Below are 21,051 nucleotides of genomic sequence, written 5' to 3'. Positions count from 1 at the left end.
CGCCAAAAGCGTGTGGCGAAGAGATTTCCAGCGGCTGTCGTGCATCGCGCCACGGCCGCAGCTATTCCCTCGAGGCGACCATGCTGCTCAAGTTCACTGATGTTTCCCTGGCCTATGGCGCAATGCCGCTGCTGGACAAGATTTCCTGGCAGATCGCCCGAGGCGAGCGGGTGTGCATCATTGGCCGCAACGGCACGGGTAAATCCAGCCTGTTGCGTATCGTCAAAGGCGACCGTGTGCCAGACGACGGCAGCGTATGGCGCGCCCCCGGTCTGAAAATCGGCGAGCTGCCGCAGGAACTGCCGGTAGCCGATGGCCGTACCGTGTTCGACGTGGTGGCCGAGGGCCTTGATGGCGTTGGCGCGCTGCTCGCCGAATACCATCACCTGAGCATGAACATCGTCACCGACGAAGACCTCAACAAGCTCATGCACGTGCAGCAAGAACTCGAAGCCAAAGATGGCTGGCGCTTGCAGCAATTGGTCGACAGCACCTTGAGCCGCCTGCAATTGCCGGCTGACAAAACCTTGGCCGAACTGTCCGGCGGCTGGCGTCGCCGCGTGCTGCTGGCGCAGGCGCTGGTGTCCGAGCCGGACTTGCTGCTTCTCGATGAACCGACTAACCACCTGGACATCGGCGCCATCGCCTGGCTGGAAGACGCCCTCAAAGACTTCCAGGGCGCTGTGCTGTTTATCACCCACGACCGTTCCTTCCTGCAAAACCTGGCTACGCGCATTCTCGAGCTCGACCGTGGCGGCCTGATCGACTGGAACGGCGACTACGCCAGCTTCCTGGAGCACAAAGAACAGCAACTGGCGGCCGAAGAAACCGCCAACGCCTTGTTCGATAAGCGTCTGGCCCAGGAAGAAGTGTGGATTCGCCAGGGCATCAAAGCCCGCCGCACCCGTAACGAAGGCCGCGTACGTGCGCTGAAAGCGTTGCGCGTAGAACGCAGCGAACGCCGCGAGCGCACCGGCAAAGCGAATATCCAGCTGGATACGTCGGAGAAGTCCGGCAAGCAGGTGATGGTGCTGGACAACGTCAGCTTCGCCCACGCCGGCGGTCCGATGTTGATCAAGGACTTTTCCATGGTGCTTCAGCGCCAGGACCGTATCGGCCTGCTCGGCGCCAACGGCACCGGCAAAACCACCCTGCTCAAGCTGATGCTGGATGACCTGCAACCGACCCAGGGCAAAGTGGAAGTGGGCACGCGTTTGGAGGTGGCGTACTTCGACCAGTTGCGCCATCAGCTGGATCTGGAAACCGTGATCGATAACGTCGCCGAAGGCCGCGACTTTATCGAAATCGACGGCCAGAACCGCCACGTGCTCAGTTACCTCGGTGATTTCCTGTTCAGCCCGCAGCGCGCCCGTACGCCGGTAAAAAGCGCTGTCCGGTGGTGAGCGTGCGCGTCTGTTGCTGGCTAAGCTGTTCAGCAAGCCAGCCAACTTGCTGGTGCTGGATGAACCCACCAACGACCTCGACGTGGAAACCCTGGAGCTGCTGGAAGAAGTGCTGTCCAACTTCGCCGGCACCGTGTTGATGGTCAGCCACGACCGGGCATTCCTCGACAACGTGGTCACCAGCACGCTGGTGTTCGAAGGCGAAGGCAAGGTGCGCGAATACGTGGGCGGTTATCAGGACTGGCTGCGCCAAGGCGGATCGCCGCGCTTGCTCGGCGTGGGCGAGAGCAAGTCGGGCAAACCGGAAACCACGGCGCCTGCGCCTAGCGCTGCTGCGCCGGCTGCCGCACCGGCACAAGAGCCTGCGAAAAAGAAATTGAGCTACAAGCTGCAACGCGAGCTGGAAAGCCTGCCGGGTCTGATTGACGCGCAGGAAGCCAAGATCGCGCAGGTTAATGAAGAAATTGCCGGGCCGACCTTTTACCAACGCCCAGCCGCCGAAACCGCGGCGGTGTTGGCCAAGCTGGAAACGCTGCAGCAAGAACTGGACGCGCTGTTGGAGCGCTGGGCAGAGTTGGACGCCTGATCTGTTTGTCGGAGACCTGAATGGCCATCGAGTACCGGATTTCCTCGACGATAGTCACGAGTTTGGCTATCGCATCGAGCTCGACCGCGAGTACGACTAGGAGCGCGCACTGTTGGCGCCGGCCTGGACGCGGCTTGAGTATCACCACGCAGCAACTGCCCGCTCAAGCGCGAGCAGTACAGCCACTGCCCGGCGGCTGTGGATTTGCATCGGGTCATCGAGGATTTCCAAGGCTTGCCGGCGTTCCAGAAAGCGCATTTCTGGGTGCGCACACCGGAGGCGAATATAGCAAGCAAGTCGGCCTGGAGGAGGGCTTGCGCGCCTTGCTGGGGCTGATCATGCCGACCAGCGCCTGCCCGGTGCTGAGCAAGCTCAAGCCGATGGCGTTCAACCATTTGCCGTTTGCCAATAACCAGGAATTTATTCTGCGCGCGGTGTCGCTGTACTTGTCGCGCCAGTACTTCAACTTCCGTGAAGGGCGGCATGCGGATTGGGAATTGAAGGGCTGGTGCGGCTGTTCCAACAATTACAGCTGGTCAATCAGGCGTTCTGGCAGCGCATTCACGACGTGTGCGAAGGCGACTCGAACCTTAAGGCGTTTCTGACGTTTTTTTCGATGTCGACCAGCATCACCCACTCGCTGGAAACCCAGTTGCAGAAGATTCGGCCGATGGTGATGAGTGCGGGGGATTTGCCGGAGTAACTAAACATCCAGCACCGTCGTCCCCGCGTAGGCGGGGACCCAGAATAGTCGGTGTTACACGCAATGAGCGTACGCCTCGATATTCTTGATCCCCGCCTTCGCGGGAATGACGGTGAGTAATTTATTCCGGCTTTTTCAACCGCACGGCCAACACATCGCACGGCGCGCCGTGCAGTACGTCATTGGCGGTGGAACCCAGCAGCAACGCCAGGCCGTGACGGCCGTGACTGCCCACGACGATCAAATCAGCGCCTTGCTCGGCGGCCAGGCGGTGGATTTCCTGGCGCGGTTGGCCGTAGACGAGGTGGCGCGTGTCGGGGCCCAGTTCGGGATATTTAGCGGAGTAGCTGTCCAGTCGCTCGCGGGCTTGTTCGAATTGCTGCTGTTGCAGGGTGGACAGGTCCATCGGTACGTCGCCACCAAAGGCCATCGCCATCGGTTCGACAATATGCACCAGCGAAAGCTTGGCCTGGCTGGCGGCGGCGAGCGCATAAGCGCGCTTCATCACCGGGTCGCATTCTTCGGAAAGATCCAAGGCAACCAGAATGTGCTGATAGGGCATGACGGTGACTCCTCCTGAGGCGAATGATCAAAGTATGGCTGTGATTGTTAGCTAAATGCAGCACTTTTAATGGTGAGATTTAACGTATGACCGTGTGGATCGTGGTGCTGCTTATTGCCGTTGTGCTGAGCCCGTTGGCCTGGCTGCGCCCCTCGCGGCGTCAGCAAGGGCGTATGGCCATTCGCATGGCCGCGCGTAGCAAAGGGTTGGGAATGCAGTTGTCGCGTCAGGAATGGCCGCACTGGCTGCCCGAAGAGCCGCCCAGCCCATGCCCGCAATACCACCGCGCCCGCCGCCGAGGGGCGAGCGATAGCTGGTGTTATTGGCAAATGAGCGCGGGAAATTGGGTAAACCAATGGCGTGAGCCCTGCACCGACGCCGTGCTGCTGCCGCATCTGCACACGCTGCCGGCCGACGTTTATAAAGTCGAAGCAACGACGCAGATGATTTCCCTGTGCTGGGGCGAGGCGGGTGAGGTGCAAGGCCTCGAGCCCGTAGCGGCGGTGTTGAAGGCGCTGGCTTAGCACCTGCGCTGTTGTAGGAGCCAGCTTGCTGGCGAATCCTGCAACCACGACCTTCGAACGGCGTTTCCACGGTTCGCCAGCAAGCTGGCTCCTACGGTTTGGAAACGCCATAAAAAAAGCCCGAAAACATATTCGGGCTGGGTTGGCCAGGCAGGCCGGAAATTCGAGTGCTGTGGTCAAAGCTTGGCGGCCAGGTACTGCGCCGAGACTCCTTCCAAACCATCGATAATGCTGTCTGAGTACTTACTGACCACGAAAGGTACAGAGTTCTCGTTGTAATTTTTCAGCGATTTTTCGATGTAGCGCCATTTGGTGTTGATGCCGTTGAGCGATTCACGGATCTGCGCGGTGTTTTGTGGCGACTGCTCAAGCGTAGTCAGCTTGCCGGCGAACTGGGTGACCAGGTCGTCAATGGTTTGCTCATCCCCGGCGGCGCTGCCAATAAAGGTGCCGCCCACCGAGGCACTGCGCGCGAAGCATAGTCCACGGCGATGGCTTGCATGAGCAAACTTTGCTCGCGGCTCTGCTGAGTCATAGGCGGCACAATCTGGCCGCTTTCTTGTTGAATTTTCCCATACAGCTCGTTGCTCAGCGCCATCAGCTGCTGATTGCGAGTGGCCAGATCGGCCACGGGCTGCAGGTCGGTGAAACCTTGGGTTTTCATCGCGGTGGTGAGGCTTTTCAACTCGCTTTCATACGCGCCGAGCTGTTGCGCGAGTTGCGCGCGCATGGCCTTGGAAGCGTCGCCAGGAAGGTCGGTTAGCTCGGCCAGACGCGCGTTGGCGTTTTGTACCGATTCTTCAATCAAGCGCGCGTAGCGCTGATCGCCGTCCATGCTGTTGTACATGTAGAAGTCACCCAGACTTTTCTGCGCAGCCAGGCGTAGCTGATGCAACTTCAGCAGCGCGTCGGTTCCGGCGGCGGGGGTGGCGGCGTGGGCGCCTAAAGGGAGAAGCGGCGGTCAGTACGAGGCTCAGCAGTATGGCAAGCGGACGGCTCGTCATGGTTACTCCGTGGGGCTTCATTGTTTTTATTTTTTGTCACGCGTTGGCAGCGTGTTGAGACGACTGTACCTGCGCCGTTTGGCTTTTACTAGCGCTCACCGGCATCACAATGATGGCATTCCCCTACAGCGCAGTAAGCGCGTGCTAGAGCAGTTGGAATGTTTTCCCTGACAGCACGGTCGATATTTCCTTACGAGGTAAGACGAAATATCGCTCCAATTGACAAGCGCAATCTTTTCTACGAAGGTGTGCGCACCCGAATCAAACGGGCGTATGAATCAAGTGTTTGCTTTGCGCAGCACGGTTCATAGGCCGCCCGAATATCGCGTCGGCGGGTGTGTCAGGCTGTTCGAGACTATTCTCGACGGTCCTGCTGCGGACCAGTCCGCTGCTTGGCGTCCGACGTGTACGTTCAGCTTCCATACCGTGGAGATCAGTTGATGATTTACGAAGGTAAAGCCATCACGGTTAAGGCTCTTGAGAGTGGCATCGTCGAATTGCAATTCGACCTCAAGGGTGAGTCCGTCAACAAATTCAACCGTCTCCACACTGGCCGAACTGCGCCAGGCCGTGGACGCCATCAAGGCCGACGCGTCTGTTAAAGGCGTAATTGTCAGCAGCGGCAAAGACGTGTTCATCGTCGGCGCCGACATCACCGAGTTCGTCGACAACTTCAAAATGTCCGACGAAGAGCTGGTAGCCGGCAACCTTGAAGCCAACAAAATCTTCAGTGATTTCGAAGACCTTGGCGTTCCGACCGTTGCGGCCATCAATGGCATCGCATTGGGCGGCGGTTTTGAAATGTGCTTGGCTGCGGATTACCGCGTCATCGCTAGCAGCGCCAAAGTCGGCCTGCCAGAAGTCAAACTGGGCATCTACCCGGGTTTCGGCGGCACCGTTCGTCTGCCGCGTGTTATCGGTACCGATAACGCCATCGAGTGGATTGCTGGCGGTAAAGAAAACCGCGCAGAAGACGCCCTGAAAGCAGGCGCTGTCGATGCCGTAGTCGCTCCCGAAAAACTGCAAGCAGCCGCTCTGGACCTGATCAAGCGCGCCATTTCGGGCGAGCTGGACTACAAGGCCAAGCGTCAGCCGAAGCTGGAAAAAATCAAGCTCAACGCTATCGAGCAAATGATGGCCTTCGAAACCGCCAAAGGTTTCGTAGCCGGTCAAGCTGGCCCGAACTACCCGGCGCCGGTTGAAGCGATCAAAACCATCCAGAAAGCGGCCAACTTCGGTCGTGACAAAGCCCTGGAAGCAGAAGCCGCCGGTTTCGTGAAGCTGGCCAAAACTTCTGCATCGCAGAGCCTGGTTGGCCTGTTCCTGAACGATCAGGAATTGAAGAAGAAATCCAAAGCGTATGACGCTGTCGCCAAAGACGTGAAACTGGCCGCCGTACTCGGCGCTGGCATCATGGGTGGCGGTATTGCGTACCAGTCGGCCGTCAAAGGCACGCCGATCCTGATGAAAGATATCCGCGAAGAGGGTATCCAGATGGGTCTGGCCGAGGCGTCCAAACTGCTGGGCAGCCGCGTCGCCAAAGGTCGTCTGACCGCAGCCAAAATGGCTGAGGCACTGACTGCCATTCGCCCAACCATGTCTTACGGCGACTTCGGTCACGTCGACATCGTGGTTGAAGCTGTGGTCGAAAACCCGAAGGTCAAGCAAGCCGTACTGGCCGAAGTGGAAGCTGTGGTTAAGGAAGACGCCATTCTGGCTTCCAACACCTCGACGATCTCCATCAGCCTGCTGGCCAAGGCGCTCAAGCGTCCTGAGAACTTCGTCGGCATGCACTTCTTCAACCCGGTGCACATGATGCCGCTGGTTGAAGTCATTCGTGGCGAGAAGTCCAGCGAAGTGGCTGTGGCCACCACCGTTGCCTACGCCAAGAAAATGGGTAAGAGCCCGATCGTGGTCAACGACTGCCCAGGCTTCCTGGTCAACCGCGTGCTGTTCCCGTACTTCGGCGGCTTCTCCAAGCTGATCAGCGCTGGCGTCGACTTCGTGCGTATCGACAAAGTCATGGAGAAATTCGGCTGGCCCATGGGCCCGGCTTACCTCTCCGACGTAGTCGGCATCGACACCGGCCACCACGGCCGTGACGTAATGGCTGAAGGCTTCCCAGACCGCATGGCTGTTGAAGGTCGTACCGCGGTAGACGTGATGTACGAAGCCAACCGCCTGGGCCAGAAGAACGGCAAAGGTTTCTACGCCTACGAGATGGACAAGCGCGGCAAGCCGAAGAAAGTGACCGACCCGGTTGCCTACGAAGTGCTCAAGCCCGTTATCACCGAACAGCGTGAAGTGACTGACGAAGACATCATCAATTTCATGATGATTCCGCTGTGCCTGGAAACCGTTCGTTGCCTGGAAGACGGCATTGTCGAAACCGCAGCTGAAGCCGACATGGGCTTGATCTACGGCATCGGCTTCCCTCCCTTCCGTGGTGGTGCACTGCGTTACATCGATTCCATCGGTGTAGCCGAGTTCGTCGCCCTGGCTGACAAATACGCCGACCTGGGCGCGCTGTACCACCCCACCGCGAAGCTGCGTGAGATGGCCGCCAACGGCCAGAGCTTCTTCGGTTAAGCGCGTAACGCATAGAGCGAGAGTGAATTTATGAGCCTGAATCCAAGAGACGTGGTGATTGTCGACTTCGGTCGCACCCCGATGGGTCGTTCCAAAGGCGGCATGCACCGCAACACCCGCGCAGAGACCATGTCTGCGCAACTGATTACCGGCGTGCTGGCACGCAACCCGAAGCTGGATCCAGCTGAAGTGGAAGACGTGATCTGGGGCTGCGTAAACCAGACCCTGGAACAAGGTTGGAACATCGCGCGCATGGCGTCGCTGATGACCCCGATCCCGCACACCAGTGCTGCCCAAACCGTCAGCCGCCTGTGCGGCTCGTCGATGAGCGCACTGCACACCGCCGCTCAAGCAATCGCGACCGGCAACGGTGACGTGTTCGTCATCGGCGGCGTGGAGCACATGGGCCACGTGGGCATGATGCACGGCGTGGATCCAAACCCGCACCTGTCCCTGTACGCCGCCAAGGCCTCGGGCATGATGGGTTTGACCGCTGAAATGCTCGGCAAAATGCACGGCATCAGCCGTGAAGCGCAGGACGCATTCGGTGAGCGTTCCCACCGTCTGGCCCACAAGGCCACCGTCGAAGGCAAGTTCAAGGATGAAATCATCCCGATGCAAGGCTACGACGAGAACGGCTTCCTGAAGGTGTTCGACTACGACGAAACCATTCGTCCGGAAACCACCGTGGAAAGCCTGGCTGCTCTGAAGCCTGCGTTCAACCCGAAAGGCGGCACCGTAACTGCCGGTACTTCGTCGCAAATCACCGATGGTGCTTCGTGCATGATCGTGATGTCGGCTCAGCGCGCTCAAGACCTCGGCATTCAGCCGATGGCCGTGATCCGCTCGATGGCAGTGGCGGGCGTTGACCCGGCAATCATGGGTTATGGTCCAGTACCGTCGACTCAGAAAGCCCTGAAACGCGCCGGTCTGACCATCAACGACATCGACTTCTTCGAACTCAACGAAGCTTTCGCCGCACAGGCCCTGCCAGTGCTGAAAGACTTGAAAGTGCTCGACAAGATGGACGAGAAGGTTAACCTGCACGGCGGCGCCATCGCCCTCGGTCACCCGTTCGGCTGCTCTGGTGCGCGCATTTCCGGCACCTTGCTGAACGTGATGAAGCAGAACGGCGGTACCTTTGGCGTGTCGACCATGTGCGTCGGCCTCCGGCCAAGGCATCACCACCGTCTTCGAACGCATCTAAGGGAACGCTCGGCAACGAGCGGACTCCACATGCGAGGGCGGTGAACAACCGGGGCCCTGTGCCCCGGTTTTTATTTTTGTCAGACCACGCTTTTATTTTTTACCGACATGAGGGAAGCTTTGATGCACGTACAACCCGGCCTCTATCGTCACTACAAAGGCCCCGAGTACCGCGTGTTCGGTGTCGCGCGGCACTCCGAGACCGAAGAGGAGGTGGTCGTGTACCAAGCGTTATACGGCGAGTACGGCCTCTGGTGCGGGCCGCTGAGGCATGTTTACCTCCACCGTCGAAGTGGACGGCGCGACTATGCTGCGCTTTGCTCTGATCGAGGCCGAACCGGATCGCTTTGTGGCGGCCTTGAGCTGGCATCAGACGTGATCCGCCCTTGACCTCGGCTTAGTCGCCACTATATATAGCGGTGCCGCGAAAGGGGCGGCTCCCGCCATTCAGTTCTCAGCATTCAGGAAATTTCCGATCCATGGGCAAATCGCTGGTCATCGTGGAATCCCCGGCCAAGGCCAAGACCATCAACAAGTATTTGGGCAACCAGTACGTGGTGAAGTCGAGCATCGGCCATATCCGTGACCTGCCTACCAGCGGTTCGGCCAGTGCAGCCAAAGAGCCAGTCAAACGGGGCAAGGCTGCTGCAGCCGAAGCGCCGGTGCTGAGCGCCAAGGACAAGGCCAAGCGCCAACTGGTGGCGCGTATGGGCGTCGATCCGGAGCACGGCTGGAAAGCCAAGTACGAAATTCTTCCTGGCAAGGAAAAGGTCGTCGAAGAGCTGCGCCGTCTCGCCAAAGATGCTGACACCATCTATCTCGCAACCGACTTGGACCGCGAGGGGGAAGCCATTGCCTGGCACCTGCGCGAAGCCATCGGCGGCGACGACAGCCGCTACAAGCGCGTGGTGTTCAACGAGATCACCAAGAAGGCGATTCAGGAAGCGTTCTCCAAACCGGGCGAGTTGGACATCAACCGCGTCAACGCCCAGCAAGCACGCCGCTTCCTCGACCGCGTTGTGGGCTACATGGTCTCGCCGCTGCTGTGGGCAAAAATCGCCCGTGGCCTGTCCGCTGGCCGCGTGCAGTCGGTTGCCGTGAAACTGGTCGTGGAGCGTGAGCGCGAAATCCGTGCGTTCAACCCTGAAGAATACTGGGAAATTCACGCTGACCTGGGCACCGCTAAAGGCGCCAACGTGCGCTTTGAAGTTGCGCGCGAAAACGGCGAAGCGTTCAAGCCGCTGAACAAGCAGCAAGCCGATGCCGCGCTGGCCAAGCTGAAAAGCTCCAGCTACAGCATCGTCAAACGCGAAGACAAACCGACCAGCAGCAAGCCGTCGGCACCGTTCATCACGTCCACCTTGCAGCAGGCCGCGAGCAACCGCCTGGGCTTCGGCGTGAAGAAAACCATGATGATGGCCCAGCGTCTGTACGAGGCTGGCTACATCACTTATATGCGTACCGACTCGACCAACCTCTCGGCCGATGCCGTGACCATGGTTCGCGATTTCATCGAAGGCGAGTTCGGCAAGAAATACCTGCCGGCCAAGCCGAACGTGTACAGCAGCAGCAAGGAAGGCGCCCAGGAAGCGCACGAAGCGATTCGTCCTTCTGACGTCAACCTCAAGCCGACCCAGCTGTCGGGCATGGAGCGTGATGCCGAGCGCCTGTACGAGCTGATCTGGCGCCAATTCGTGGCCTGCCAGATGCCACCGGCCGAATACCTGTCCACCACCGTCAGCGTCAAAGCCAGCGAATACGAACTGCGTGCCAAAGGCCGCATTCTCAAGTTCGACGGTTACACCCGCGCCATGCCGCAAATCAGCAAGCCCGGCGATGACGATGTGCTGCCCGACATGAGTGAAGGCGAAGCGCTGAAACTGATCCAGCTCGACCCGAGCCAACACTTCACCAAGCCGCCGGCACGCTACTCCGAAGCCAGCCTGGTTAAAGAGATGGAAAACGTGGCATTGGTCGTCCTTCGACCTACGCAGCGATCATCTCCACTATCCAGGAACGCGGCTATGTGGCGTTGCACAACCGTCGTTTCTACTCGGAGAAGATGGGCGACATCGTTACCGAGCGCCTGAGCGAAAGCTTCTCCAATCTGATGGACTACGGCTTCACCGCCGGCATGGAAGAGAACCTCGATGACGTCGCCCAGGGCGAGCGCGAGTGGAAAAACGTGCTCGACGAGTTCTACGGCGACTTCAAGAAGAAACTCGAAGTGGCCTCGGAAAGCGACAATGGCATGCGTGCCAACCAGCCGACGCCTACCGATATCGCCTGCCGCGAATGCGGTCGGCCGATGATGATTCGTACCGCGTCCACCGGCGTGTTCCTCGGCTGCTCGGGCTACAGCTTGCCGCCGAAAGAGCGCTGCAAGTCGACCATCAACCTGATTCCCGGCGACGAAATTGCCGCCGATGATGAAGGCGAGTCGGAATCGCTGGTACTGCTGGGCAAACACCGCTGCCCGATCTGCAGCACGGCGATGGATGCTTATCTGCTGGACGAAACCCGCAAGCTGCACATCTGTGGCAACAACCCGGATTGCGCCGGCTACGAGATCGAGCAGGGCAGCTACCGCATCAAAGGCTACGAAGGGCCGAGCCTGGAGTGCGACAAGTGCGGCAGTCAGATGCAACTGAAGACCGGCCGTTTCGGCAAGTTCTTCGGTTGCACCAACCCCGAGTGCAAGAACACACGCAAATTGCTGCGTAGCGGCGAGCCGGCGCCACCCAAAATGGACGCGGTGAAAATGCCGGAGCTCAAGTGCGAGAAGGTGAACGACACCTACGTGCTGCGCGACGGCGCCAGCGGCTTGTTCCTCGCCGCTAGCCAGTTCCCTGAAAACCGCGAAACCCGCGCGCCGTTGGTGCTGGAGTTGATCCCGCATAAAGACGAGATCGATCCGAAGTACCACTTCCTGATGTCGGCGCCGAAGAAAGACCCGGATGGCCGTCCTGCGGTCATACGCTACAGTCGCAAGACCAAAGAGCAGTACGTGCAGACCGAAGTGGAAGGCAAGCCGACGGGCTGGCGTGCGTTCTACGACGGCAATGCCTGGAAAGTCGAAGACAAGCGTTAATTCTCAGCACGCGCGCCAGTTTCGGCTGGCGCGCGTATGGTGAGTCTGCCTGCCGTGGAGGGTGCCGCAATGGCCCATGAACTCTATACCCGCACCAACCAAAAATTATTCTTCGCCGGTTTGTCGCTGGAAGCCTGGCGTCGTGCCGAGGAAGGCCAGGCGGTCAACGCACCGGCACTGATTCTGGCCGAGCGCGAGGCGTGCCTGTTTCATCTCTATGGCGCGCTGCTTGGTTTGTGCCAGCGAAGTAGCCGGCTACTACCGCTTCGACGAGGTTAACGTGCCTCGTGTGGAAGCGATTCTGACGCCGGCCGTGTTGAGCGCTACGCCGAGCCCGGAATTAGCGGAGCTGGTGGAATTGGCTCAGCAGTCGGAAACCTGGCTGGCACAAATGATCAGCGCCTACCAGGCACTGTTCCTGCCGCCCAAAAGCGCCCGCAAAGGCCAAAGTCGACCCGACGCTACCGTTGATCGAAGCCTACAGCCTGGATGAAGAGCAGCCGCTGCTGCCTCGAGCAGAGCTGGAAAGCTGGCGTCAGCACCTGAAAACCCTGGCTTTGCGCTTTCGTGAAACCTTGAGCGAGTGCTGAGTTTTTCTGGCCGTTGCGTCAAGTGAATGGATGGCTGGGCTAGGGAAGAGGGCCGACGGGCTGGATACACTGCCGGCCTCACGTGGAGATTTAAGTTTATGCCTACATCCTTTCTAGAAATTTGTCGAGTTGCCCGACGGGCGAATTGCCCTGCGTCGCGCCGAGGATGAAGAGGCGTTGGTGGTATTGGATTTCCTCGGCGGATGCCAAAGCATTCCTTCAAGGCCACCACGTTGAAGTGGCCAAAGCCATGCTCAACGTCGGCGTTCAAATGGCCGGCCGATTGGCAGAAGGCGACTTTGAAAAAGACGAAGGCCCGCGCGTTCTGCATTGATTGCTGAGCCGAACCCAGCCCCATAAAAAAAGGCACCTGATCAGGTGCCTTTTTTTATGGGGCCGGGAACGAGCGCATGGCGTGCCGGTTGGGTTGACCGAGCATGCTGTGGATCACGCATCGCGGCTAATCGAAATGCCGCCCAGCCGCGCCCAAAAAAACATCACAGGTTCAAACCATCGGTTGGGTTACCCCGTGCAGCGCAATCCAACCAATTCCAGCCGACGCCACTAATCCAGCCGACGCCACTAGCCCAAGCTAATGTTCAAGCTCTGCGCTTTACCCGTGCGCGCTGCCATGGCGAGCTGGTCGCGGGCAGGGCGGTGCAGCGGATGCAGCCAGCTCACCACCGTGTGGCTACGGCCCAGTCGCAGCGCCTCACAGGCCAGCTCCAATGGGCTTTGCCCCGAGCGCGGTTGCAGCAACAGAATGCGCTCGCGGTTCAGGCCCGCATCACGCAGCCAGGCCTGAGTCAGGCTGGCGGGCGGGGCGATCAGGGTCAGCCAGCGAGCGTCTTGCTCCTGGCTCAGTTCGCGCAGGATCGGCGCCAGCAAGTGCAGGCAGTTCCCGGCAGCGCCACGCAGCGACAGCTCGCTGAATGTCTCTGGTTCTGGCTCTTCGAACCAACCGGTTTCAACGATATCGGTCAACAACGGCGCCGACGATTGCGTCAGGAAGGCGTCGAACAATGGCAGTTGGGAACGGTCCAGCGCTTGTGGGAACTGCATACAGCCTCCTCAGCGGCGAATAACGCCGACACTCAATCCTTCGATCACCAGATCCTGTTCGGTCAGGTCGATCTCGATGGGGGCAAACTCGGGGTTTTCGGCGATCAACCAGACCTTATCGCCTTCACGCTTGAAGCGTTTCACCGTCACCTCATCGTCGATGCGTGCCACCACAATCTGGCCGTTGCGGGCCTGTTGGGTGGTGTGCACCGCGAGCAGGTCGCCGTCGAGGATGCCGACGTCTTTCATACTCATGCCGCGTACACGCAACAGATAGTCGGCGCGAGGGTGGAAAAACTCAGGGTTGATACGGCAAGATTCCTCGACATGCTGCTGCGCCAGAATGGGCGCACCGGCTGCGACGCGTCCGATGATGGGCAGGCCTGTTTCTTCGTCGCTGCTCGGTTCAAAACCGGGAATGCGAATGCCACGGAAGCGCCGGGCGTCATCTCGATAGCGCCTTTACGCGCCAGGGCCTTCAGGTGTTCTTCCGCAGCATTGGGCGATTTGAACCCAAGCTGTTGCGCGATTTCAGCGCGGGTGGGCGGGTAACCGTTGTCTTCAAGGCATTGCTTGATGAAGGCGAGAATCTCGGCTTGGCGTGGCGTGAGTTTGAGCATGTCCGGTCTCTGTCTTTTTATACAGTGACTGGGATTATATACAGTGATTGCCGCTTGGCAATGCCTGGATGCGTTGCGGGGCGAAAGTTTCTCCCTTTAATAAGTGAAATTCGTAGGCGAAAGTGATAGTTACAGCGCAACGTGACTGGCCAGCCAAATTACGGTTGCTGCGACTTGACAACTTCACCGCTTGAAACGTATGTTTCAAACAAGTGTTTGTCAGGTGATTCCCATGGCTCAGTCAGAAACAGTCGAACGCATCCTGGATGCCGCAGAGCAGCTCTTCGCGGAAAAAAGGCTTCGCCGAGACATCCCTCCGTTTGATCACCAGTAAAGCTGGGGTCAACCTGGCCGCTGTGAATTACCACTTCGGTTCCAAGAAAGCGCTGATTCAAGCGGTGTTCTCCCGTTTCCTGGGTCCATTCCGCGCCAGCCTCGAGCGCGAGCTGGATCGCCGCCAAGCCAAACCCGAAAGCAAGGCCAGCCTCGAAGAGTTGCTGGAAATGCTGGTGGAACAGGCCCTGGCGGTGAAGCCGCGAAGTGGCAACGACCTGTCGATTTTCATGCGGCTGTTGGGCCTGGCGTTCAGTCAGAGCCAGGGCCATTTGCGTCGTTATCTGGAAGACATGTACGGCAAGGTGTTCCGCCGCTATATGCAGCTGGTCCACGAAGCGGCGCCGCGCATTCCCCCAATTGAGCTGTTCTGGCGCGTGCACTTTATGCTCGGCGCGGCGGCGTTCAGCATGTCGGGTATCAAGGCGCTGCGGGCGATTGCCGAGACCGATTTCGGCGTGAGCACGTCCATCGAGCAGGTGATGCGCTTGATGGTGCCGTTCCTCGCCGCTGGCATGCGCTCGGAAACCGGCGTCACCGACGATGCCCTGGCCAGCGCCCAGCTGCGCCCACGGACCAAAACCTCCGCGCCGGCACCTCAGCCCAGCAAGGTGTAAAACCCTCAAATCGCCCGCTGCCAGCAGCGGGCGTGATCGGCTAAGCTTGCCGCCCATGACGATCCTCGACTCGCTGCACATTTCCATCGCCGACCAGCTGCTCTACGGTTTTGCCGAAGGGCGCCTGGTGTTGCGCTTGCCCGTTTCTACGGCATTGAACGGGGCAGGGAGCAGAACGGTTCGAACTGCACGCCCCGCGGCCTGCACCAGGTTCGCGCGAAAATCGGCGACGGTTTGCCTCTGGGCGCGGTGTTGCGGGCGGCGCTGGACCCAGGAAATCTGGTCCGCCGAACTCGGCGCGCAGTTCCCAGGCCGCGACTGGATTCTTACCCGCATTCTCTGGCTCAGCGGCTGCGAGCCCGGCGTTAATCGCCTCGGTCCGGTCGATACCTTCCGCCGCTACATCTATTTACACGGCACGCCCGACAGCGAGCCCATGGGCATTGCGCTTTCCCATGGCTGCATTCGCCTGCGCAACACCGACGTGCTGGAACTGTTCCCCCCCGCGTGCCTCTCCATTGCCCGGTAAAAATTGACGAAGCCGCCTGCCCGCAGTGGGCGACGGCCGCTCTCAGCTAAGGATTTGTTATGACCGTTGGCCTGCAAGGCTCATTGATGCTGGATATCGGCGGCACCTGGCTGACTGCTGAAGACCGCCAGATTCTCCGTCAGCCCGAAGTGGGCGGCCTGATCTTGTTCGCGCGCAACATTGAAGACCCGCGCCAGGTGCGCGAACTGTCTGCCGCCATTCGCGCTGTACGTCCCGACCTGCTGTTGGCGGTCGACCAGGAAGGCGGCCGCGTGCAGCGGCTGCGCCAAGGCTTTGTACGCCTGCCGGCCATGCGCGCGGTTGCCGACAACGCCAACGCCGAGCGCCTGGCCGAGCAGTGCGGTTGGCTGATGGCCACTGAAGTGCTGGCCGTGGGGCTCGACCTCAGTTTCGCCCCGGTGCTGGATTTGGATTACCAGCGCAGCGCCGTGGTGGGCAGCCGTTCGTTCGATGGCGATCCGCGCGCGCTGCGCTTGCTGGCGGGTGCCTTTATTCGCGGCATGAACGCGGCCGGTATGGCCGCCACCGGCAAACACTTTCCCGGTCACGGTTGGGCCGAAGCTGACTCCCACGTGGCCATCCCCGTGGACGAGCGCAGCCTGGACGATATCCGCGCCAACGACCTGCAGCCCTTCGCCCGCCTGAGCAAGCAACTGGCTGCCGTGATGCCCGCCCATGTCATTTACCCGCAGGTAGACGACCAGCCAGCCGGCTTCTCGCGTCGCTGGCTGCAGGAGATTCTGCGCGGCGAATTGCAGTTTGACGGTGTGATTTTCAGCGACGACCTGTCCATGGCCGGTGCGCACGTGGTTGGCGATGCTGCCGACCGAATTGAGGCCGCATTAACTGCCGGTTGCGACATGGGCTTGGTGTGCAACGACCGCGCCGCCGCTGAGCTGGCATTGAGTGCGTTACAGCGCCTGCGCGTAACGCCGCCCACTGGCTTAGCACGTATGCGTGGCCAAGCCGTTTCCAGCACTGATTACAAACAGAACCCGCGCTGGTTGCAGGCTGTGGGTGAACTGCAAGCGGCCCAGCTCATCTAGGCCAGGCCTTCTTTTCCCAGGAAATCGACATGACCGTTTTCGCAATTATTGGTGGTACCGGCCTGACCAAACTGGAAGGCCTGACCATCAGCGCCGTGCTGAACATCGAGACGCCCTACGGCGCGCCGTCTGCGCCGATCTTGCGGGGCAATTATGCTGATCGCGAAGTGCTGTTTCTTGCCCGCCACGGTCACCCGCACCGCATCCCGCCGCATCAGGTGAACTACCGCGCCAACATCTGGGCGCTTAAACATGCCGGCGCTGAAGTCATCGTCGCGGTGAACGCAGTCGGCGGCATTCATGCCGCCATGGGCACCGGTCATTTTTGCGTGCCGCATCAAATCATCGACTACACCCATGGCCGCGAGCACACCTTCTTTGCTGGTGAGTTGGAGCACGTTACTCACATCGATTTCAGCTACCCCTACAACGACATCCTGCGCGACCAACTGATCGAAGCCCTGGCCGCTGAAGGCGTGGCCTACAGCAGTCACGGCGTTTACGCCTGCACTCAGGGGCCGCGTCTGGAAACTGTGGCGGAAGTGGCGCGTTTGGAGCGCGATGGGGCGGACATCATCGGTATGACCGGTATGCCCGAAGCGGCCCTAGCCCGCGAGTTGGAAATGCCCTATGCCTGTTTGGCCCTGGTGGTGAATCCGGCGGCCGGCAAAAGCCACGCGATCATCACTATGGCTGAGATCGAGCGTGCGCTGGACAACGGCATGGACAAGGTGCGCGCCACCTTGGCGCGGGTATTGGCCGGCTAGGGCGCTCCTACAAGATCGCAGGATGACGCAAGCCGTCTGCAATGCAGCTAATCTCCAAACGACTCTGGAGTATTCCTCAGGTTGTTTGAACGGATGTCAGGGAACCGGCATCCATGCTCTAGCTTTATGACTGGTTCAATCGGAGGACTCGAGATGAACAGTGCCGCAGTTGATGAGCACGCCTTTCGCCGAATGCTGACCCGCAACCTGGCTTTGCCTATTGGTTCGGGCGTTCTGGGTACGGGGCTGTTTATCGCCCTGGTCGCCTACCTGTTGTATGTCCTTAGTTGGGTGGAGCACACCGACCAGGTTATTGCCCAAGCCAACGAAGGGTATCGGCTAACCATCGACCAGCAATCGGGTCTGCGCGGCTTTCTGATTGCCGGCGAAACCGAGGTGTTGGCGCCGTATGAAGAAGCGCGTAGCCGAATCGGCAGTCATATGGATGGCCTCAAGCAATTGGTCGCCGACAACCCCGCGCAGCTGGAACGGGTGCGCGACATTCAGGACTTGCAGGAGCGCTGGGCCGTAATGGCCGCCGACCTGATCAAGCAGCGCCAAGCCACCAATGCGCCGCCGGCCTCGGTGAAAGTCGCCGGCGGATCGTTGATGACCTCCATCCGCAAACAATTCGCCGACCTCATCGGCACCGAGCAGCAACTGCGCCATGACCGCAACGAGCGGGCCAGCTTTATGGCGATTCTCACCATCAGCCTGTACGCGATATTCAACCTGTCATTCAGCGGCATTCTGGCGTTCTTCGGCCGCCGCGAGTTAGTCCGGCTGTCGCGGTTTTACAGCAGCCTGTTGCAACAGCGCGAAGTCGTGAACGAGCAGTTGCAGCAGCAGGCCTGGCAGCGTGAAGGCCAGTCGCAACTGGCTGAGCGCATCATCGGTCAGCCCAACACCGCGTCTATCGGCATGACCGCGCTGACGTTTCTGGGGCATTACCTGGACATGGTCGTCGGTGCGTTTTATGTGCGCCAAGACCACGGCAAATTGGAGCGAGTGGCGGACTACGGTTTTGATGCCGAGCACCAAGCCACGCCGCAGTCCTTCAGCGACGGCACCGGCCTGGTGGGCCAGGTGGCGGTTGAGCGTCGCGCCCGGGTTATACCGGGGCTCAACGCGGGATATTTGAAGGTCAACTCCGGGCTGGGGCAGGACACGCCGATGGCGGTAATGCTCGCGCCGATCCAGAACAATGGTGACGTCAACGGTGTGCTCGAACTGGGCTTTATGCGCGAGCTGAGTGAACGCGAGCAAACCTTTGTGCAGTCGATTACCGATGGCCTTGGCACCTCTATCGACGTCGCCCGCTATCGTCAGCGCTTGCACGAGTCGCTGCACGAAACCCAACAGCTCAATGAAGAATTGCAGGTTCAGCAGGAAGAGCTGAAAAGCGCCAACGAGGAATTGGAAGATCAATCGCGCCTGATTCAGGAATCGCAGGTCAATTTGGAACAGCAGCAAGCCGAGTTGGAGCAGACCAATGATCAGCTCAACCAGCAAACGCAGTTCCTCACCCGCCAGCGCGATGAGCTGGACGAGCGCAACCACGCCTTGGCCCAAGCCCGCGCCGAACTGGAACAGCGCGCCGCTGAACTGGAACGTGCCAGCACCTATAAATCTGAATTCCTGGCCAACATGTCCCATGAACTGCGCACGCCGCTGAACAGTTCACTGATTCTGTCGCGGCTGTTGGCAGACAACGCCAAGGGCAATCTCGACGAACAACAAACCAAGCACGCCGAGCTGATTTACTCCTCGGGCAAAGACTTGTTGGCCCTGATCAACGACATTCTCGACCTGTCTAAAGTCGAGGCCGGCCACCTGGAAATTCGCCCTGAAGAAACCTCGCTGAAGCGCTTGGCCGATGGCCTGGAGCGGTTGTTCCAGCCGCAAGCAGCAGAGAAAGGCCTGCACTTCGACGTGCGCGTGGCGAGCGATGCGCCCGTGCATTTTGTCAGCGATGCGCAGCGCGTTGAGAGCAGGTGGTGAAGAACCTGCTCTCCAACGCCTTCAAATTCACCAAGTCTGGCAGCGTCAGTTTGTCGCATCGAGCCGGCTGACGCCGGCGTGGCCTTTGTGGTCAGCGACACGGGCATCGGCATCAGCCCTGAACAGCAAGGCGTCATTTTCGAGGCCTTCCGCCAAGCCGATGGCAGCATCAATCGGCACTTCGGTGGCACCGAGTTGGGACTGTCCATTTCGCGCAATCTCGCCGAGGTCTTAGGCGGGCACATTTCAGTGCAAAGCGAGGCGGGCAAAGGCAGCCAGTTCACACTCTGGCTGCCGCTCAACTATGCCGAGCCGATGGCGGGGCGCGCGCTCGATGTGGGGCGTCTGTTTATTAACAGCGAGCCTGCGAGGCGGACCGCAGCCAGCGAAAGCAAGGTTGCAGAAGCCGCTCGCAACGAGCCACCGGCCCGCCCGCAAGCGCACTTCCCGGACGACCGCCACAAGCCCGACATGCCCGGCCGCTGCGTGCTGGTGATTGAGGACGAAGTGAAGTTCGCGCAAATTCTGTTCGACCTTGCGCACGAGCTACATTACCGCTGCCTGGTGGCCCACAGCTCAACGGAGGCCTACGAACTGCTGGCCGTTAACCAACCGGACGCCATTTTGCTGGACATGCGCTTGCCCGACGAACCTGGCTTGTCGCTGCTGCAACGCCTGAAAGAAGATCCGCGCACGCGGCATATTCCCGTGCACGTGATTTCCGCCGACGATCGCACCGAACTGGCGCTGCATCTGGGCGCCGTCGGCTATGCGCAAAAGCCGACCACCCGCGAGTCGCTGGTTGAGGTGTTCTCATTGCTTGAGGCGCGCCTGACCCAGAAGGTGCAGAGGCTGCTGATCGTCGAGGGCGACGCCCGGCAGCGCGACAGCATCGCCCAACTGGTCGATGACCTCGACATCGAAGTGACCGCTGTTTCCCATGGCGAGCAGGCCCTGGCGCTGCTGCACCAAACCCCGTTCGATTGCATGGTCATCGACCTGGAACTGCCGGACATGCACGGCAACGAACTGCTGACGCGCATGGCCAACGAGCACATTGACGCCTACCCGCCGGTGATCGTGTATGTGTCTCGCCCGCTCACACGCGGCGAAGAAGAGAGCCTGCGCAAGCATTCGCGGTCGATCATCATCAAAGGTGCACGCTCACCGGAGCGTTTGCTGGACGAAGTGACGCTGTTCCTGCACAAAGTCGAAAGCCCCGACGGCCGTTCACGCCGCTCGCCCAACAAGGGTGCTGTGAACCGCGATGAGGTATTCCAGAATCGCCAGGTGATGGTGGTGGATGACGACATGCGCAACGTTTATGCATTGATCAGTGCGTTGGACGAGAAGGGCGTGACCGTCATCAGTGCTGGCAATGGGCAGGAGGCGCTGGACAAGCTCGACGAGAATCCGCACATCGACTTGGTGCTGATGGACGTGATGATGCCGGTAATGGACGGCTACGAGGCGACGCGCCGCATTCGCCAGGATTCGCGCTTTGCCAAGCTGCCGATTATTGCCGTGACCGCCAAGGCCATGAAGGACGATCAGGAGCAGTGCCTGAAAGCGGGGGCCAGCGATTACCTGGCCAAACCGCTGGATCTGGAGCGATTGTTTTCGTTGATTCGGGTGTGGTTGCCGAGATCGGATATGGGTTGAGGCACGATTGCCTACCGACTGGGTTTGGCTCCCTCTCCCGCGAGCGGGAGAGGGTTGGGGTGAGGGTAGGTTTTTATCTGTGACGTAAATGGCCGTTCAGTCCGAAACTCTGGATCCCCGCCTGCGCGGGGATGA

Annotated in this window: 8 protein-coding genes and 11 pseudogenes; 14 read left to right on the top strand and 5 right to left on the bottom strand. The window is 59.9% G+C overall.

From position 1 onward, the window contains the following. The first annotated feature begins 80 nt into the window (after positions 1-80). Both ACZZZP_RS12915 and ACZZZP_RS12910 read left to right on the top strand, forming a co-directional pair. Positions 81-1,989: pseudogene (locus ACZZZP_RS12915) on the top strand (ATP-binding cassette domain-containing protein). A 20-nt stretch (positions 1,990-2,009) separates the two neighbouring features. After that, positions 2,010-2,692: pseudogene (locus ACZZZP_RS12910) on the top strand (DUF6901 family protein). 121 nt (positions 2,693-2,813) lie between these two features. Here the strand turns inward: ACZZZP_RS12910 and ACZZZP_RS12905 are convergent. Continuing rightward, positions 2,814-3,254 (bottom strand): universal stress protein, encoded by a 441-nt coding sequence (locus ACZZZP_RS12905; RefSeq protein ID WP_122450575.1) that lies wholly within the window; start codon positions 3,252-3,254, stop codon positions 2,814-2,816. 86 nt (positions 3,255-3,340) lie between these two features. Between ACZZZP_RS12905 and ACZZZP_RS12900 the strand changes: the two genes are divergently transcribed. Then, entirely contained in the window at positions 3,341-3,778 is a 438-nt protein-coding gene (locus ACZZZP_RS12900) for a hypothetical protein (RefSeq protein WP_122495401.1), read from the top strand. 176 nt (positions 3,779-3,954) lie between these two features. Here the strand turns inward: ACZZZP_RS12900 and ACZZZP_RS12895 are convergent, their stop codons facing one another. Together ACZZZP_RS12895 and ACZZZP_RS12890 are read right to left on the bottom strand one after the other, a co-directional pair. Beyond that, on the bottom strand, positions 3,955-4,236 hold the full coding sequence (locus ACZZZP_RS12895) for a hypothetical protein (protein WP_463536564.1): 282 nt from the start codon (positions 4,234-4,236) through the stop codon (positions 3,955-3,957). After that, the gene (locus tag ACZZZP_RS12890; protein WP_463536563.1) at positions 4,155-4,673 is read right to left on the bottom strand and encodes a hypothetical protein; all 519 of its coding nucleotides are present in this window, start codon (positions 4,671-4,673) and stop codon (positions 4,155-4,157) included. The genes ACZZZP_RS12895 and ACZZZP_RS12890 overlap by 82 nt, the downstream gene beginning before the upstream one ends. A 549-nt stretch (positions 4,674-5,222) precedes the next feature. On the opposite strand from ACZZZP_RS12890, the pseudogene fadB reads away from it, so the two are divergent. The 6 pseudogenes from fadB (at position 5,223) to ACZZZP_RS12860 (ending at position 12,592) form a co-directional block, all read left to right on the top strand. Beyond that, positions 5,223-7,371 (top strand): annotated as a pseudogene (gene fadB / locus ACZZZP_RS12885) (fatty acid oxidation complex subunit alpha FadB). A gap of 30 nt (positions 7,372-7,401) precedes the next feature. Continuing rightward, positions 7,402-8,578 (top strand): annotated as a pseudogene (gene fadA / locus ACZZZP_RS12880) (acetyl-CoA C-acyltransferase FadA). Positions 8,579-8,700: 122 nt separating this feature from the next. After that, positions 8,701-8,956, top strand: a pseudogene (locus tag ACZZZP_RS12875) (DUF1653 domain-containing protein). A gap of 100 nt (positions 8,957-9,056) precedes the next feature. Continuing rightward, positions 9,057-11,668, top strand: a pseudogene (gene topA, locus ACZZZP_RS12870) (type I DNA topoisomerase). Positions 11,669-11,737: 69 nt separating this feature from the next. After that, positions 11,738-12,258: pseudogene (locus ACZZZP_RS12865) on the top strand (DUF6586 family protein). A gap of 98 nt (positions 12,259-12,356) precedes the next feature. Next, positions 12,357-12,592: pseudogene (locus ACZZZP_RS12860) on the top strand (hypothetical protein). 248 nt (positions 12,593-12,840) lie between these two features. On the opposite strand, the gene sulA reads toward ACZZZP_RS12860, so the two are convergent. Next, positions 12,841-13,320: an SOS-induced cell division inhibitor SulA gene (gene sulA / locus ACZZZP_RS12855; protein WP_463382969.1), complete on the bottom strand. Its 480-nt coding sequence runs from the start codon at positions 13,318-13,320 to the stop codon at positions 12,841-12,843. A 9-nt stretch (positions 13,321-13,329) separates the two neighbouring features. Beyond that, positions 13,330-13,940: pseudogene (gene lexA / locus ACZZZP_RS12850) on the bottom strand (transcriptional repressor LexA). 232 nt (positions 13,941-14,172) lie between these two features. Here lexA and ACZZZP_RS12845 point away from each other — a divergent pair. The 5 genes and pseudogenes from ACZZZP_RS12845 to ACZZZP_RS12825 all read left to right on the top strand — a co-directional run bounded on the left by ACZZZP_RS12845 (position 14,173) and on the right by ACZZZP_RS12825 (position 20,916). Next, a pseudogene (locus tag ACZZZP_RS12845) lies at positions 14,173-14,890 on the top strand (TetR/AcrR family transcriptional regulator). Between the two features lie 55 nt (positions 14,891-14,945). Then, complete coding sequence (locus ACZZZP_RS12840; RefSeq protein WP_463536562.1) at positions 14,946-15,419, top strand: L,D-transpeptidase family protein; 474 nt, start codon at positions 14,946-14,948, stop codon at positions 15,417-15,419. 71 nt (positions 15,420-15,490) lie between these two features. Beyond that, complete coding sequence (gene nagZ, locus ACZZZP_RS12835) at positions 15,491-16,486, top strand: beta-N-acetylhexosaminidase (protein WP_463536953.1); 996 nt, start codon at positions 15,491-15,493, stop codon at positions 16,484-16,486. 29 nt (positions 16,487-16,515) lie between these two features. Next, the gene (locus ACZZZP_RS12830; protein ID WP_463382966.1) at positions 16,516-17,253 is read left to right on the top strand and encodes an S-methyl-5'-thioinosine phosphorylase; all 738 of its coding nucleotides are present in this window, start codon (positions 16,516-16,518) and stop codon (positions 17,251-17,253) included. 153 nt (positions 17,254-17,406) lie between these two features. Further along, positions 17,407-20,916, top strand: a pseudogene (locus ACZZZP_RS12825) (response regulator). The last annotated feature ends 135 nt before the right edge of the window (positions 20,917-21,051 follow it).

Source organism: Pseudomonas sp. AC211, assembly GCF_979258055.1.
The sequence above is the reverse complement of the archived record's forward strand: the minus strand, read 5'-3'. Positions and strand labels throughout refer to the sequence as shown.

Excerpts from the sequence above, each read along its gene's own strand:
- ACZZZP_RS12900 (WP_122495401.1), top strand. The coding sequence starts at position 3,341 with ATGACCGTGTGGATCGTGGTGCTGCTTATTGCCGTTGTGCTGAGCCCG.
- ACZZZP_RS12830 (WP_463382966.1), top strand. The coding sequence starts at position 16,516 with ATGACCGTTTTCGCAATTATTGGTGGTACCGGCCTGACCAAACTGGAA.
- ACZZZP_RS12840 (WP_463536562.1), top strand. The coding sequence starts at position 14,946 with ATGACGATCCTCGACTCGCTGCACATTTCCATCGCCGACCAGCTGCTC.
- sulA (WP_463382969.1), bottom strand. The coding sequence starts at position 13,320 with ATGCAGTTCCCACAAGCGCTGGACCGTTCCCAACTGCCATTGTTCGAC.
- ACZZZP_RS12905 (WP_122450575.1), bottom strand. The coding sequence starts at position 3,254 with ATGCCCTATCAGCACATTCTGGTTGCCTTGGATCTTTCCGAAGAATGC.